The 13,407-nt window shown below is 61.7% G+C and carries 13 protein-coding genes and 3 pseudogenes; 9 read left to right on the forward strand and 7 right to left on the reverse strand.

What is annotated here, in order from left to right; translation table 11 throughout:
* Nucleotides 1–3 precede the first annotated feature (3 nt).
* The 3 genes from KHO41_RS13490 to KHO41_RS13500 all read right to left on the reverse strand — a co-directional run bounded on the left by KHO41_RS13490 (nucleotide 4) and on the right by KHO41_RS13500 (nucleotide 2,437).
* Entirely contained in the window at nucleotides 4–708 is a 705-nt protein-coding gene (locus tag KHO41_RS13490; RefSeq protein ID WP_376989730.1) for a biotin carboxylase N-terminal domain-containing protein, read from the reverse strand.
* An 11-nt stretch (nucleotides 709–719) separates the two neighbouring features.
* Nucleotides 720–974 (reverse strand): hypothetical protein, encoded by a 255-nt coding sequence (locus KHO41_RS13495; protein ID WP_244873826.1) that lies wholly within the window; start codon nucleotides 972–974, stop codon nucleotides 720–722.
* A gap of 998 nt (nucleotides 975–1,972) precedes the next feature.
* On the reverse strand, nucleotides 1,973–2,437 hold the full coding sequence (locus KHO41_RS13500) for a lecithin retinol acyltransferase family protein (RefSeq protein ID WP_211953782.1): 465 nt from the start codon (nucleotides 2,435–2,437) through the stop codon (nucleotides 1,973–1,975).
* A gap of 977 nt (nucleotides 2,438–3,414) precedes the next feature.
* Between KHO41_RS13500 and KHO41_RS13505 the strand changes: the two genes are divergently transcribed.
* The 3 genes and pseudogenes from KHO41_RS13505 to KHO41_RS41215 form a co-directional block, all read left to right on the forward strand.
* Complete coding sequence (locus KHO41_RS13505; protein WP_211953783.1) at nucleotides 3,415–3,900, forward strand: carboxypeptidase regulatory-like domain-containing protein; 486 nt, start codon at nucleotides 3,415–3,417, stop codon at nucleotides 3,898–3,900.
* A 1,323-nt stretch (nucleotides 3,901–5,223) separates the two neighbouring features.
* Nucleotides 5,224–5,859: a hypothetical protein gene (locus tag KHO41_RS13510; protein WP_244873827.1), complete on the forward strand. Its 636-nt coding sequence runs from the start codon at nucleotides 5,224–5,226 to the stop codon at nucleotides 5,857–5,859.
* Nucleotides 5,860–6,010: 151 nt separating this feature from the next.
* Nucleotides 6,011–6,141 (forward strand): annotated as a pseudogene (locus tag KHO41_RS41215) (tol-pal system protein YbgF); the annotation flags it as partial.
* Nucleotides 6,142–6,205: 64 nt separating this feature from the next.
* On the opposite strand, the gene KHO41_RS13515 reads toward KHO41_RS41215, so the two are convergent.
* Both KHO41_RS13515 and KHO41_RS13520 read right to left on the reverse strand, forming a co-directional pair.
* Nucleotides 6,206–6,640, reverse strand: a complete 435-nt coding sequence (locus KHO41_RS13515; RefSeq protein ID WP_211953784.1) for a universal stress protein — start codon at nucleotides 6,638–6,640, stop codon at nucleotides 6,206–6,208.
* 10 nt (nucleotides 6,641–6,650) lie between these two features.
* Nucleotides 6,651–6,827, reverse strand: coding sequence for a hypothetical protein (locus tag KHO41_RS13520; protein WP_211953785.1), 177 nt, complete (start codon nucleotides 6,825–6,827; stop codon nucleotides 6,651–6,653).
* A 242-nt stretch (nucleotides 6,828–7,069) separates the two neighbouring features.
* Between KHO41_RS13520 and KHO41_RS13525 the strand changes: the two are divergent.
* From KHO41_RS13525 to KHO41_RS13540, 4 genes and pseudogenes are all read left to right on the forward strand, one after another.
* Nucleotides 7,070–7,246, forward strand: a pseudogene (locus KHO41_RS13525) (acyl-CoA dehydrogenase family protein); the annotation flags it as partial.
* Nucleotides 7,247–7,257: 11 nt separating this feature from the next.
* The gene (locus tag KHO41_RS13530) at nucleotides 7,258–8,424 is read left to right on the forward strand and encodes a thiolase domain-containing protein (protein ID WP_211953786.1); all 1,167 of its coding nucleotides are present in this window, start codon (nucleotides 7,258–7,260) and stop codon (nucleotides 8,422–8,424) included.
* A gap of 15 nt (nucleotides 8,425–8,439) precedes the next feature.
* Complete coding sequence (locus tag KHO41_RS13535; RefSeq protein WP_211953787.1) at nucleotides 8,440–8,841, forward strand: Zn-ribbon domain-containing OB-fold protein; 402 nt, start codon at nucleotides 8,440–8,442, stop codon at nucleotides 8,839–8,841.
* A 46-nt stretch (nucleotides 8,842–8,887) separates the two neighbouring features.
* A pseudogene (locus KHO41_RS13540) lies at nucleotides 8,888–8,986 on the forward strand (enoyl-CoA hydratase-related protein); the annotation flags it as partial.
* A 130-nt stretch (nucleotides 8,987–9,116) separates the two neighbouring features.
* Here KHO41_RS13540 and KHO41_RS13545 read toward each other — a convergent pair.
* Both KHO41_RS13545 and KHO41_RS13550 read right to left on the reverse strand, forming a co-directional pair.
* Nucleotides 9,117–10,781 carry an ABC-F family ATP-binding cassette domain-containing protein gene (locus KHO41_RS13545; protein ID WP_211953788.1) on the reverse strand — a complete coding sequence of 555 codons (1,665 nt, stop codon included), beginning with the start codon at nucleotides 10,779–10,781 and terminating at the stop codon, nucleotides 9,117–9,119.
* A 273-nt stretch (nucleotides 10,782–11,054) separates the two neighbouring features.
* Complete coding sequence (locus tag KHO41_RS13550) at nucleotides 11,055–11,783, reverse strand: MotA/TolQ/ExbB proton channel family protein (protein WP_211953789.1); 729 nt, start codon at nucleotides 11,781–11,783, stop codon at nucleotides 11,055–11,057.
* A 570-nt stretch (nucleotides 11,784–12,353) separates the two neighbouring features.
* Here KHO41_RS13550 and KHO41_RS13555 point away from each other — a divergent pair.
* The gene (locus KHO41_RS13555) at nucleotides 12,354–12,875 is read left to right on the forward strand and encodes a sigma-70 family RNA polymerase sigma factor (protein ID WP_211953790.1); all 522 of its coding nucleotides are present in this window, start codon (nucleotides 12,354–12,356) and stop codon (nucleotides 12,873–12,875) included.
* Nucleotides 12,876–13,012: 137 nt separating this feature from the next.
* A complete protein-coding gene (locus tag KHO41_RS13560) occupies nucleotides 13,013–13,255 on the forward strand; it encodes a DUF4880 domain-containing protein (RefSeq protein WP_211953791.1) in 243 nt (80 codons plus the stop codon).
* The last annotated feature ends 152 nt before the right edge of the window (nucleotides 13,256–13,407 follow it).

A 13,407-nucleotide genomic window follows, 5' to 3' on the forward strand; every position in this document is an offset into this window, starting at 1 on the left:
GGGTCATAGTACGGACTGCACCGAGCAATCGCGCTCGAAGAGGTGGCGAGCGTTGCCGTGCCGGTCAGCCAGGATCTGAAATTCGATATGCCGCGGCCGTTCGAAGAGCTGCTCGAGATACACGTCTCCGTTGCCGAAGCTGCGTTGGGCCAGAGCCCGTGCGCGCGCCACCGCCTCGACCAGCGAGGTAGCGTCCTGCGCCGCGACCATGCCAATGCCACCGCCGCCGCCAGCAGGCTTCACCAGCACCGGGTAGCCCACAGCCGCGCCAGCCGCTTCAATGTCGCGGGGATCTTCGCCGACGACATCAGACGACCGGCACATTGGCATGCCATGTTCGGCCATCAGCGTACGTGCCCGCGTCTTATGGCCCATGGCATCGATCCAGTGCGGACTCGGGCCGATGAACGTCAGGCCGGCACCCTCCACGCTGCGCGCGAAGCCTGCATTCTCGGACAGGAAGCCGTATCCGGGATGGACGGCTTCGGCGCGGGAGCGGCGCATGACGTCGAACAGGGCCCCTTCGTTCAGATAGCTTTGCACCGCCGGCCCCGGGCCAATGCAGTACGCCTCATCCGCCTGCCGCACGTACGGCAGATCGCGATCGGCTTCGGAGTAGACCACGACCGAGCGCAGCCCCATCCGCTGCAGGGTGCGTAGCACGCGGGCAGCGACGGCCCCCCGGTCGGCAATCAGTACGGTTCGCATGGTTCGTCTCCTTAGTAACTGGTGGGCCAGGTGCGCATGAGGTGCTGCCCGACACCGCCCGTCAGCCGCAGCCGGTGTATTTCAAGCAGGCGCGTCAGCGTCTGACGCGTATCGACCGGGTTGATGACCATGTGAGCCGCGTAAGCCGCGCCCATGTCCCACGCAGACGTGTCGCGCTCCATGTCCCGCAGGAGAGCGGCATAACGTTCGGGGTCGTCGTCCTGTTTCACGCCATGCACGATGGTGACGCCGGAGCGCGGGTCCATGAAATTGACTTCGGCGGATACCCAGGCAATCAGCTCGTCCGCATTGCCGGCCTGCTTCCGCGAAGGTCGGGACGGGGCAAAAACGCAACTAACCGCCAAGAGCTAAACATCCACAACCTCTACGGCCCGCACGGGAGGGGCGCGTCCAGCCGGCGCCATCCTGTCGCGCCTCAATGACCAAACGTAGCGCCGCTGCGCGATAGGTCCCCTTCCGGACACGTCGTTGTCGCGAGCGCTCGATCCTTGGTTGTCGCTCCGGCACAAGAACCACTTTGGTCGTGCCCGCGACTTCCGCCGCACGCAGGCCGCCATGAGCGAGTACCGTGCACATCCAAGCTCTGTGCGCCGCATGCAGCCGCGGGCTTGCATAGAGCCAAGAGATTGCGCCGCCCGGAATCGCCCACGGGGACTGAGACGGTCGCAATTGCATCCGCACTTCAAGTCTCGAGACATAGGGATTACACCAACGTACCTTTCATCCGTGCCAAATACATCACAACATGATGTTTTTTGTAAGCTTCCAGCAAGCCGCATGAAAGCCGGATGGAAGACATCGTTTGTAGATTCCATGGACCCGCCTGCGCGGGCATCGAAGGAGACAAACGATGTTCAAGCTCTGTATGCAGCGTCCAATGCAGGACTGCCGGAGGTCTGACCAATGAGCCAGACCCATCGCTTCAAGAAGGACTACTACGGCGGCGCGTTGATGGCGCTGACCGGGCTGGCAGCGGTGCGCTCTGGCAATCGCATCGTGTCATCCAGGTCGTCATGTGCTGGGCCGACGAAATCGGCACACGTTCGGCATTCCTGGCAGGCGTTATGGCGAAGCTCAGGAGGGCGTCTTGGAGTTCTCCACGGTGACAACCGAACTGCGGCTGACCCCGTTTCATCTCGGCGAACACGAAGACTTTGTCTACGTGGATGACTTCATCGCGTGGTGGCGCCACGAGATACGCATGGAGCTGCGCATGCTACGGCAGCGGCCTGGCAGGAGCCAGCTAGGCTGCCGCGCGGGCGGGCGTTCCGAAGAGGATGCCGATGATGGCCTGGACCGCACGCCATGGCCTGGTCATCAGTGCCTGCACTTGTTGGCTGCGACCCTGACCAGACAGACACCACGTGCAGAAGTGCTCGCAGTTGTTGGTAAGGAGGTGGTAGTCGTTTTCACCGAGCCGTGACCTCGCTCGCCGGACAATCTCCACGCCGATATATTGCGCCGCCGTGCTCGTTTCGACGCTGAGGCCATACCCATTGGCGAAGTCCGACAAGGTAGTCTTTTCGACCGGGCCGCAGCGCAGGAGTCCCTTGAATCCGACATAGTGTATGACCTCGCCATTGCCGGCATAGATGCCGTGGTGAATGTAGCCTTGGCGGCGCGTCACGAGATGCGCGCCAGGGGCAAACGCTTCCGCGAGTGCTGTCAGACTTGCCGCGGATTCGATGTATTGCGCGTCGTGGTTCATCGCACGCCCCTTTCTTATGTTCCTGGTGCGCCCGGCAGGCCACTGGTGTGGGGGCAACGTGACCGAAAACCCGAGCCAGCGACTGTGCCTGCGTGGATGCCTGGAGTATGGGCGGCGCGGCGCTTACCCGATATCAGCCTCGGACGAGAGTGCTGTACGGCTGGAGCGCTTCTTCTTGTACGGCGCGGATAACGCCGGTGTCGGACGATAGTGACGGCCTGTCAGGGAAATCTGACAGCAGCGAAAGAGAAGTACCACATCGACGGTCTAGCGGCACCGCGGATGGTCATGCTGTTCAATGCGGGACGTAATGCGTGAACTTGCCAGTCCTTTTCAACTAGCGACGAGTTCAGTGCGCCGCGAAATCCACAGTTGCGCCCGCAGATTGGCACATCCCCTGCCGCCACAACTATCACCGACTTCAGTCGTCATCTTCCCAAGGCCCGTATGACGTGAGGAAACGCGTTGGCGTCAGGCCAATGCGAATCAGGGTGCGACACAGACGCGCGGCTTTGTTGACAGGCATCAACCCAACTCACCTGGTGCGCGCTACGTTTGAACAAACCGTGATCGAACCAAACTCGCCCCTGTATTGGGCTAGGTTTTTCGCGGACAACCGTGATTTCGTCTTTGAGGTTAGCCACGGCAAAGATGGCCGATATCAATGGCCCACACGCCTGAGGGCAACTGGCATGCGATCGAGCACCAGGGTTGGCGGAGGGTCTGGCAGCCCCACAGGACTGGGGAGGCGATCCGGGCATAGGCAATTAGTGGAGCGCGGACGTCATCGTCATGGGTGCGGGGCCGCGGGGCATTCGAGGCGCTAATTGCGCTCCGTCTCAGAGCCGGTCACTACATGGACGGTTCGCCCAGTGCTGCTGGCGAAGGATCGATCTGATGGTGAACCACCTGTACAGTCGGCTCCCATTGTGACCTGCAATCGGGGCCGTTATCGAGATTCAGAGGAGGGCAGGCATATGCAGATCTCGAAAGGACTTGGCATTGCGATATTGTCGCTGTTGGCCGTGCTGGTGGCAGCGGGTTGCGCGACGCGGACGGAACCTGCGGAAGACCGCGTGCAGATCATGGAGCAGCGGGGCATTCCCTACGCCTGTGCCAGAGACGACGAAGCCGGAAGGCGGGCCATGGAAGATGTCGCCGCGCGCTTTAATGTCCGACTCAGCATGATCGATGCAGGCAGCGCCAGGCCGCTAAGCGGGGCGACTGTGGTCGTGACAAGCGCCGATGGCAAGGCCGTGCTGCGCATTGTTGCCGGTGGTCCACTCCTATACATGCGGCTTAAGCAAGGTGCGTACAGACTCACGGTCGGATACCAGGGTCGTGACCAGATGCGAGACATCGTCGTGGCAGACCACCCTCTGGACGTGACGTTCCGATTCCAAGTGAATACGCTCGAAGATGACTGGCTGCTTTGCACGAGCACGAACTGCCCGTGCCGCTAACCGAGCTGCCGCGTGGCGCGTTAGCACCTCCTGCATTGCGCCACGAATTGGGCCTCGGCTTGCACCGCGCGGACGTGACGGTCTGACGCTGATGACAGGTGCGGTGTGCAGTCTTTGCCGATAAGGTCGTTGCGCGCCAACGCGGCATATTCTGCATCGCATCCTCCATCCGAAAACAATTGCCAAACCTGATGCACCGCATTGAATCGACCGGCGCGCAGCCGCAAGACACATCCGCTTGTCGACGCTGTTCAAATTGTCCTGGCACCTGATGGGTCGTCCTACAGCGATGCTGCTGCTCGATGCATGGCGAATCGAAAGTTGTTCCGCAACGACATATGCGTGCATGTCGTGCTCTGCCTGCCCGACGTGCAAGGCAATGTGAAGGTCGCTTTAACGCGGCGCGTTCAGGAGTTGCGGGCGCGGCTCAAAGCGGCAATTTGATTTGATTGAGCGCAAATACTCTGGGATCTCATGACTCCCGTGGGACGTCGACTTCTATAGTCTCAGACACGTGCCGGGGACCGGATCCGGCGGCCAGGAGAGGCCGCTGCGGTGTACCAGGCATGCCCCGTCAAACTTTGCCGGAGACAGGAGATGCTAAGTCCTCACGAGATCGCAGCCCTGATGGTTCTCAGTGGCGCAAAGAGTCACCGCGAACTGGATCCCGCTGACATTGGCGCTCTTGTCGAGCGCCAGTTGGTCCGTCTCGAAGCTGCTACACCAGACCGCAGGCAAATCCGTGTAACCGGGAAAGGACAGCAACTGCTAGAGGCGATCAGCGGCCGCTGACGGAGCGGGTTCCGTGCGGCCGGGTGTGCGTGGCGCCTTTGTCCGCAGAGGTGTCCTCGGCCAGAAACGTCCTGGCAGCATTTGCCTGCCCCGACGAACACAGCGTTTCCATAGCCTGCCGCCCACGTTCCAGCCCCGCGCTCGATCTCTCCCAAGGCGGTCATGTACGGAGTCATACTGCGCGCTCACCTGCGCATGATGGCAAGCTCGGATGCATGTCATCTCCGACCTTGAACACACTGAACAGCGTGATACGTGGTGTGCATCATTCCTCACCGGCACCTTCGAAAGGTCTGATGTATGTCAAGAGACCGCGCATCTCGCTATCTAGAGTTCAACTACTTGGGCGATCACGCGCTTGTGGAGATGAACATGAATTTAAAAACACTACTCTTTAGCGCAGTCGCCTCTGCTTCTCGGAGCGCGTGTCGCTTAGGTGGTGGCAATGACGGAGCCGGTGGGTCTTCATCAATCGCCCCAAACGCTGATCCACGAGGGCTATGGCGAAGTCAGACGAGCGATGGTAGCCAAGTGATTACGCTTGTCTTGGAAACCGGTCAGTGCTTTTCCGTCAATTTGTCTTGCACACGTGCCAGTGGCATATATGAGGGAATCCTCGCCGCTAAGGTTGCCCTCATCGCTGCCATCGGCGCGGCGAGCGTTCTCCTGGCTGGATGCGAGACGACGAACTCGATCCCCTATAAGGCCTCCGCCGCCAACGTCATCGCCATCCAGCAGAGCCTGCAGTCGAAGAAGGTCAGCGTTGGCGACATCGGAATGGCGCCGGGCGTTGACGAGAGCCCTCTGTGCCGCATGCTTGGGCCGGTAAAGGTGGCGCCGGGCAAGACGCCGTCTCAATACATCAAGGACGCCTTTCAGGAAGAACTCCTGATGGCGCAAGCCTATGACATAAAGGGCCCCCCAATCGAGGGCCGCATCGAGGAACTTAGCTTCAGTTCAGTGTCCCCTGCGTACTGGCAGATCGCGCTGGCCGTGATGTCGCCCGTGGATAAGGGCTACAAGGTCTCGGTCAAGTACTTGTTCGACACGAGCTTTTCTGCCATGGGAGCCTGCAAGAACGTTGCGGACGCATTCGGCCCGGCTGTGCAGGAGCTGCTCAAGCAGGTCGTGGCGAATCCGCAATTCCCCGCGCTTTCCGGCAAGTAACCCGCCTGGCAGTATCCTTGCGAAGTGGCCATACGCATTTTTGCGCGAGCGACTCTGATGGCCTGGAGGCTTGTCGCGAGACGGTGGCCGTGGCGTACCGACCTTTGTCGGATATCGCCAGATTGGTCTCTAATGCGTCGGACAGTGCCCGGATGCGCGCTTGAAGCGCGAGCCGCAGCAGGCTCGGTCGAAGACCGCCCAGGCACGTCGGCGTCGGGCGAGAAGCCCGAATACGACGCCGCACTCAAGCATTTTCAGGCGAAGGACTTCAGGATTTCCGGAGTGTGGGGTCAGCGATGACCCCCGGTCCTACCGCTGGAATCCGTTCAGGGGCCTGCCGTCCCCACTACCGGTACACCAGCACAGGGATCGCGCAATGCGTCAGCACCTTCTGCGTTTCGCTGCCCACCAGCAGTCCCTCAAGGCCGCGACGTCCATGCGATGCCATGAAAATCACATCGCATCCGTGCCGGTTGGCGGCCTCGATAATCGCCTTGTACGGCGTCGTCGTGATCGCCGTATCAGTACTGCAGGCAACGCCAGCCGCCTGCGCAGACGTCACGACCAGGTCGAGCCTCGCCCTTGCCTCGATCGTTGCATGCTCCTCGAATGCCTTGCGAGTCTGATGGCCCGAGTCGGACGATGTGAGGAAGGGGTACTCGTTCATGCAAGTGAACGCCGTGATCTTTGCGCCCATTACCTTGGCAAACTCGATCGCAGCGGCAGCGGCCTTCCCAGAAAGGTCAGAACCGTCGGTGGGTACCAGTACGTGCTTGAACATGGCTTAGCCCCTATGTTGTCGGAACAGCATTTCCCGTCAATTCTAGGATTTTTTCGTGCTCTTGGAGCGCCACAGACAAATCAGCCTGATTTGGCGCATGCATGGCGCTGAGTGGAGCGACCCAGACGTACTGGTGCTGCTGCATGTGCTGCGGGATGCTCATGGCGTCATGCAGGCGCATCGCCATCTGATAGTGCAGCGTCTGCTAGAAGGGCAGCAATCGCAGTGACGATTTCCCAAGCCGCGCGAGTATCGGCGAACAAGCCGGCATGCAGAACTCTGCCGGCGCGCCGGGATGTCTACACCGGCTCGAGTGCAGGAGCGCCGATACCGTTCATATATCAATCCGCTTCATTTTTATATTGGACAGCGCGTTGTCCCTTCAATAGCCTTTATGCCCAATTGGCGGGCACGTTTCCCGACGCCGGAGTCGAAGCAGCCGATCCGGCCGAGCGCCGCCGCAAGGCGGTGCAACTGCACGGCGGCATGGGCATGACGGATGAACTGGAGGTCGGCGACTACTTCAAGGCGCTGACGCAGGTCGACGTGCTGCTGGGTGACACGGACCTGTACCTGGAGCGCTACGGCGACGCCATGGCAGCCTGATAGGAGAGAGCATGAGTATCAACGGAAAGGCATACATCGTCGGGGCCTACGAGCACCCGACCCGCAAGGCAACCGACAAGTCCGTGGCGCAGCTCCACGCCGAGTGCGCCAAGGGCGCACTGGAAGACGCCGGCCTCACGCTGGCCGACGTCGACGGCTACTTTTGCGCCGGCGACGCCCCGGGCCTCGGTATGGTCAACATGGTCGACTACCTCGGCCTCAACGTCCGCCATGTCGACTCGACCGACACCGGCGGCTCGGCCTACCTTGCGCACGTCTCGCACGCGGCGCAGGCCATTGCCGCAGGCAAGTGCAACGTGGCGCTGATCACGCTGGCCGGGCGTCCGCGCTCCGAAGGCTCCAGCGGCACGCAGGCCCGCAACTGGGGCGCGAACCTGCCGGATGCACCGTTCGAAGCGCCCTTCAGCCCGGTCACTGTCAACCTGTACGCCATGGTCGCGATGCGCCATATGTACGAATACGGCACGACGGCCGAGCAACTGGCATGGATCAAGGTGGCCGCCTCGCACCATGCACAGCACAACTCGCACGCCATGCTGCGCGACGTGGTCACCGTGGAGGACGTGCTGAACTCGCCGATGATCTCCGATCCGCTGCACAAGCTCGACTGCTGCGTGGTCTCCGACGGCGGTGGCGCGCTGATCATCGCCCGCCCGGAAATCGCCGCGAAGCTCAACCGCCCCAAGGTGAAGATCCTCGGCGCGGGCGAGTACGTGAAGGGCCAGCTTGGTGGCTACATTGACCTGTCCTGGTCCGGCGCGAAGTTCTCCGGCGCGACGGCGTTCGCCGAAGCCGGCGTGACGCCGGCCGACATCAAGTACGCGTCGATCTATGACAGCTTCACCATCACCGTGCTGATGCAACTGGAAGACCTCGGCTTCTGCAAGAAGGGCGAAGGCGGCAAGTTCGTGATGGACGGCAACCTGATCTCGGGCGTTGGCAAGCTCCCCGTCAATACTGACGGCGGAGGCTTGTGCAACAACCACCCGGCGAACCGCGGCGGCATCACGAAGGTGATCGAAGCGGTGCGACAGTTGCGCGGCGAAGCCCACCCGGCGGTGCAGGTGAAGAACTGCGACGTCGCCCTCGCACAGGGCACGGGCGGCTACCTGGGCTCGCGCCACGGTTCCGCGACCCTGATCCTTGAACGCGAATAAGAAGGGAGACACACGATGACGACTCCTTATGTCCCGACCGCATACAAGGCGCCGGACGAGCAACCCGACAACCTGGCCTTTTGGCAGGCCGCCCGCGAGGGCAAGCTGCTGGTCAAGCACTGCAAGTCGTGCGGCAAGGCCCACTGGTATCCGCGCACGCTGTGCCCGTTTTGCATGGGCGAGACCGAGTGGAAGCCGTCGACCGGCCGCGGCAAGGTCTACTCCTACAGCATCACGCGCAAGGCGGGGCCGACGCCGTTCTGCATCGCCTACGTGACGCTTGACGAGGGCGTGACCATGATGACCCAGATCGTCGACACTGATCTCGACGCGGTGAAGATCGGCATGCCGGTGCAGGTGCGCTTCGCACCGACCACCGAAGACGGCGCGCCGGTGCCGGTGTTCGCACCGGTCTGAGGGGCACGCGCGACGCGGCAGCTTTCGCCCTTGCGGGCGAGAGCGGAAAAGCCCCGTGATCGCGGTGGTGGACGGCGTGGCGTTCGGCGCCGGCCTGTCGCTCGCGTTGTGTGCGGACTTCATCATCGCGTCGCCGCGCGCCAGCGACAGCGGGTACCACCAGGAAGCAGTGCAACGCATCGATGCCTTCTTCGAGGCCTTTCGCAGTGAAGTGCGAAACCTGCCTGCACTGCTGCGCGAAGTCTGGTTGTCTCGCCATTTCAGGCGATGATTCTCTACTCTGCGGCAAGCTGTTCGCGCATGCGACGGGCTTCGTCGCGCAGGAACTGCTGGTAATCGTCCAGATCCCCGTCGAATGGCTCGACGCCGCCCTTGGTAACCAGCCAGAACTCGTCACATACGGCGCGCAGCAGGGCCCGGTCGTGACTGACCAGCATCACTGTGCCTTCGAATTCGTTGAGCGCCATGCCTAGCGCTTCGCGTGTGGCCAGGTCGAGGTGGTTGGTAGGCTCGTCGAGCAGCAGCAGGTTGGGGCGCTGCCACACGATCATGCACAACACGAGCCGCGCCTTTTCGCCGCCGCTCATCGTGCTGACCGCCTGATGGACCATGTCGCCACTGAAGTTGAAGGTGCCAAGGAAGGTGCGAAGGGATTGTTCGGTGCCACTCTGGCCCGGGGCTCGCATGTGCGCCGGCGTGTCCTTGGCAAGGCGGATCATGTGCTCCATCGGCGTGTCCAGCGGGCGCAGCACGTCGAGTTCCTGCTGTGCGAAGTAGCCAATGTTCAAGCCTTTGCCTTCGCTGATTTCGCCGGCAATTGGCGCCAGCGCGTGCGCCACCGTCTTCACCAGCGTGGACTTGCCCTGGCCGTTGGCACCGAGAATGCCGATGCGCTGCCCGGCCAGCACGGAACGGTTGATGCCCCGCACGATGACCGTGGGCGGCGTGCCCGGCAGTGCGCCGGTCGGCGCCGGGTAGCCGAAGCTCGCGTCCAGCATCGACAACAGCGGGTTCGGAACGTTGAGCGGCTCCTTGAACTCGAAGTTGAACTCTGCGTCGGCAAGCACCGGTGCGATCTTCTCCATGCGTTCGAGCGCCTTGACCCGGCTCTGCGCCTGTTTCGCCTTCGAGGCCTTGGCCTTGAAACGGTCGATGAATTTCTGCAGGTGGGCGATCTTGTCCGCCTGCCTGGCCATCGCGGCCTGCTGCAAGAGGAGTTGCTCCGCGCGCATGTCTTCGAACTTGCTGTAGTTGCCGCCATAGCGCACGAGCTTGGCGTTGTCGACGTGCACCGTCACCTGCGTTACCCCGTCGAGGAATTCGCGGTCGTGGCTGATCACTACCAGGGTTCCTGGATAGCGCTTGAGCCAGGCTTCCAGCCAGACCAGCGCGTCGAGGTCGAGGTGATTGGTCGGTTCGTCGAGCAGCAACAGGTCGGACGGGCACATGAGCGCGCGCGCCAGTTGCAGTCGCATGCGCCAGCCGCCGGAGAAACTGTTGACCGGCTGGCTAAGCTGCGCAGTACTGAAGCCAAGGCCCAGGATCAGCGCCTGGGCACGTGCGGGGGCATCGTGTGCGCCGGCGTCGTGCAGGGCCATGTAGGCATGCGCCATGCGCATGCCGTCGTCGCTGGCCTCGGCGGCGGCGACTTCTGCCTGCGCGGCCAACAGCACGGTGTCACCCTCGACGACGAAGTCGGTCGCGCTCTGCTCGGTCTCCGGCATCTCCTGCGCGACCTGGCCCATTTTCCATGCGGCGGGAATCGAGAACTCGCCGCTGTCTTCGTGCAGCGTGCCGTTGAGAAGGCCGAAGAAGGACGACTTGCCGGCGCCATTACGGCCGACAAGACCGATCTTTTCGCCGGGGTTGAAAGTGACGGACGCGCGGTCGAGTACGACATTGACGCCACGACGCAGCGTGACATTACGGACGGAAATCATAGAGGGCTACTTCGGGGAGGATTGGCATGATAGCCGAACGGACGTGCAGGGCTGTCGCTTTTCTGGCTGCACGCGTGTGGGCTCTGGGGTGCCCATCGGTCACAAATGAAGGCAGCCCCCGGCGCAACTGGCGTTCCGGCTGCGGGGCTAGCGAACATAGTGGTGAATGACGGCTCCTTAACGTGCGCCGAGCATGCTTTCACCTCTACGGGCACTACGCGAATGCGAAGGATTGGGGGGGAGCATTGATCGAAGAGCCAAAAGATTGAACGATCAATGCCTGACTGCCCTTTCCACCACGCCATGGTTGGCCGATTTCAGGGCGAACCGATGAAGGCACGCGCCTGTGAGGAAGTAGCCGTGCAACTCGTAAGCGAACCGGTTGAGCTTGCCAATGACGACCTTGTTGCCGCGGCTCAGCGCGTTGTAGCCCAGGACTGCCGGAATGGCCACGGCCAGCCCGAAAGCCGTCATGATCAGCGCCTCGCCAACCGGACCCGCCACCTTGTCGACGGTCGGTATGCCCGAGGTACCGATGCCGATGAGCGCGTGGTAGATCCCCCAAACCGTACCGAACAGACCAACGAACGGTGCGGTGGAACCGACAGAGGCCAGGATTGCAAGGCCTGATTGCATGCGGGCCACGATCTCTTCGATCGAAATCTTCATCGTGCGCGTCAGCCAGTCCGAGAGATCCATCCGGGAATGCAACGGCTGCTGGCTTGCCGGTCGATACTGCATGGCCCCGCGCCCAGCCAGAGCCAACGCGCGGAACGGGTTGCCGTCATTGACACCAAGCGTGGCCAGGGCGTAGTCGAAGTTGTCGGAACGCCAGAAGCGGGTTTCCGCCCCAAGCGCCATCCTCCTGAGGCGAAACAGATCCACCAGCTTGCTGAGAATGACGATCCACGACAGCACAGACATGACGAGCAGGACGACCGCCGCTGACCGGATGACGAAGTCGCCTTGCGACCATAGGTGTGAGAGTCCAACGTCGTGCATGATGGCTCCTGGCCGCAGTGTCAGGGGATACCTACCGTTGGGATCGGTCCGCAGAATCTTCCGGCGGTCTGGAAACGAACCGTGGTTCAGCGTTGCCTTGCCGTGGGAAATTCACCACCTCTGGATAGCGTCCGAGCAGCACAGGGAGGGCGAAACAGCAAGGGTGACGCAGGCCGTGGCTTGCATCCCGGCGCGTGGATTTCGGGCAGACATCGCTGCGCCTAAGTCTAGTGGATAGCGACGTCACTTGCAGATGATTATCATGCTCATTTACGCCATCGGCATGGCATGGGCGTGTGGCACGGACCTGGTCACCTCGCCCCGCGCTGCGTAGTCATCGACCCCGTGTGATCAATTCGCCATGTGTCGGCACGGCGCTTCCGGACACAAGACTGTCGGTTTAACCGCACATCCTGTGGGCCCGCGCAATCCCCGGACTTTGTCCGTTGCTTAAGCGCAGCCGTTACCAATTTGTTTTCCGCCTTACTCCGAATGTCTCGTCATTTCGTGGCATCATTACGAATGATTCGCATTTGCATTGTTATCCAGCTGCCACGGAGACTCAGTAACATGTCCAGCGCCCCCGCCTTGTCGCTTGTCGCAACCTTTGTCGACAATCGGGCCCAACTCCGTCGGCTTGCCCAAAGCATCGTACGCAACGCTGAAACGGCAGACGATATTCTTCAGGACGCATGGTTGCGGTTGGCGGATGGCGAGCGCATTCGTGACGTGCAGCGGCCCGTCAGCTATTGCTGCCAGGTCGTACGCAATCTGGCTCTCGACCACTGCCGGCGCCAGGCGCTCGAGGCGACCTACCGGACCTACGACATCGAGGTCGAATCGCTCGAGGTGCCGGCAGCCGCCACCCCGCACAAGACATTGCGCGATCTCGGCGTGCTCCAGGCCATCGAGTGCGCGCTTTCCAAATTGCCTGAGCGCACGCGCAGGGTGCATGAGCTGTATCGCATCCAGGGTCTGACGCAACGTCAGATCGCCGAACATATGGACTGCGCACTAGGCCTTGTCAACGGGCTGCTCGCCGATGCGGCGCGAGCGATCGAGTCGTGCCGTCACCTGATGCACGACGATTGATGACGCTGGTAGGCATTGCCGGACACTCCTGTAATACGTTGTAGTACGTGGCGTCAGGCAAACCATGAAATTGCATCGAGTTTCATATTGTCTTATGTCAGAATTAAGCGTCGTTTCAATCGAAGGAAATTGCACGCATGACAGTAGACCGACACGACGCGGTCTGGGACGCCGCCTGGAACTGGGTACAACGCGAGCACGATCACGAGCATTTTGACGATGCGTCGCGTGCGGCGCTGACAAGCTGGCTCGTTGAGAACGCCGCGCATCGCGAGGCCTATGAAAAGGCCGCCCGTCTGTGGATGCTTGCCGGATTGGTTCCCCCCGCCAGCGATCTCGACGACGCGCCTTCCCCTGGGTCGTCGCCAGACTTGCACTAACGCTTCGCCAAACAAGCCGCCTCTGTATGAGGCTTTTTTTTGGTTCTTCGCCGAATTGCGTGACCGCTTAGAAACAAAAAGGGCCAACCGCCCACCGCTGTTATCTTGGAGTTGCGACACAACAAGAATCAGGAAGGTGGAGGTTGGCCCCA

Origin of the sequence: Cupriavidus numazuensis (assembly GCF_905397435.1) — a bacterium.
GTDB classification, from domain to species: domain Bacteria; phylum Pseudomonadota; class Gammaproteobacteria; order Burkholderiales; family Burkholderiaceae; genus Cupriavidus; species Cupriavidus numazuensis.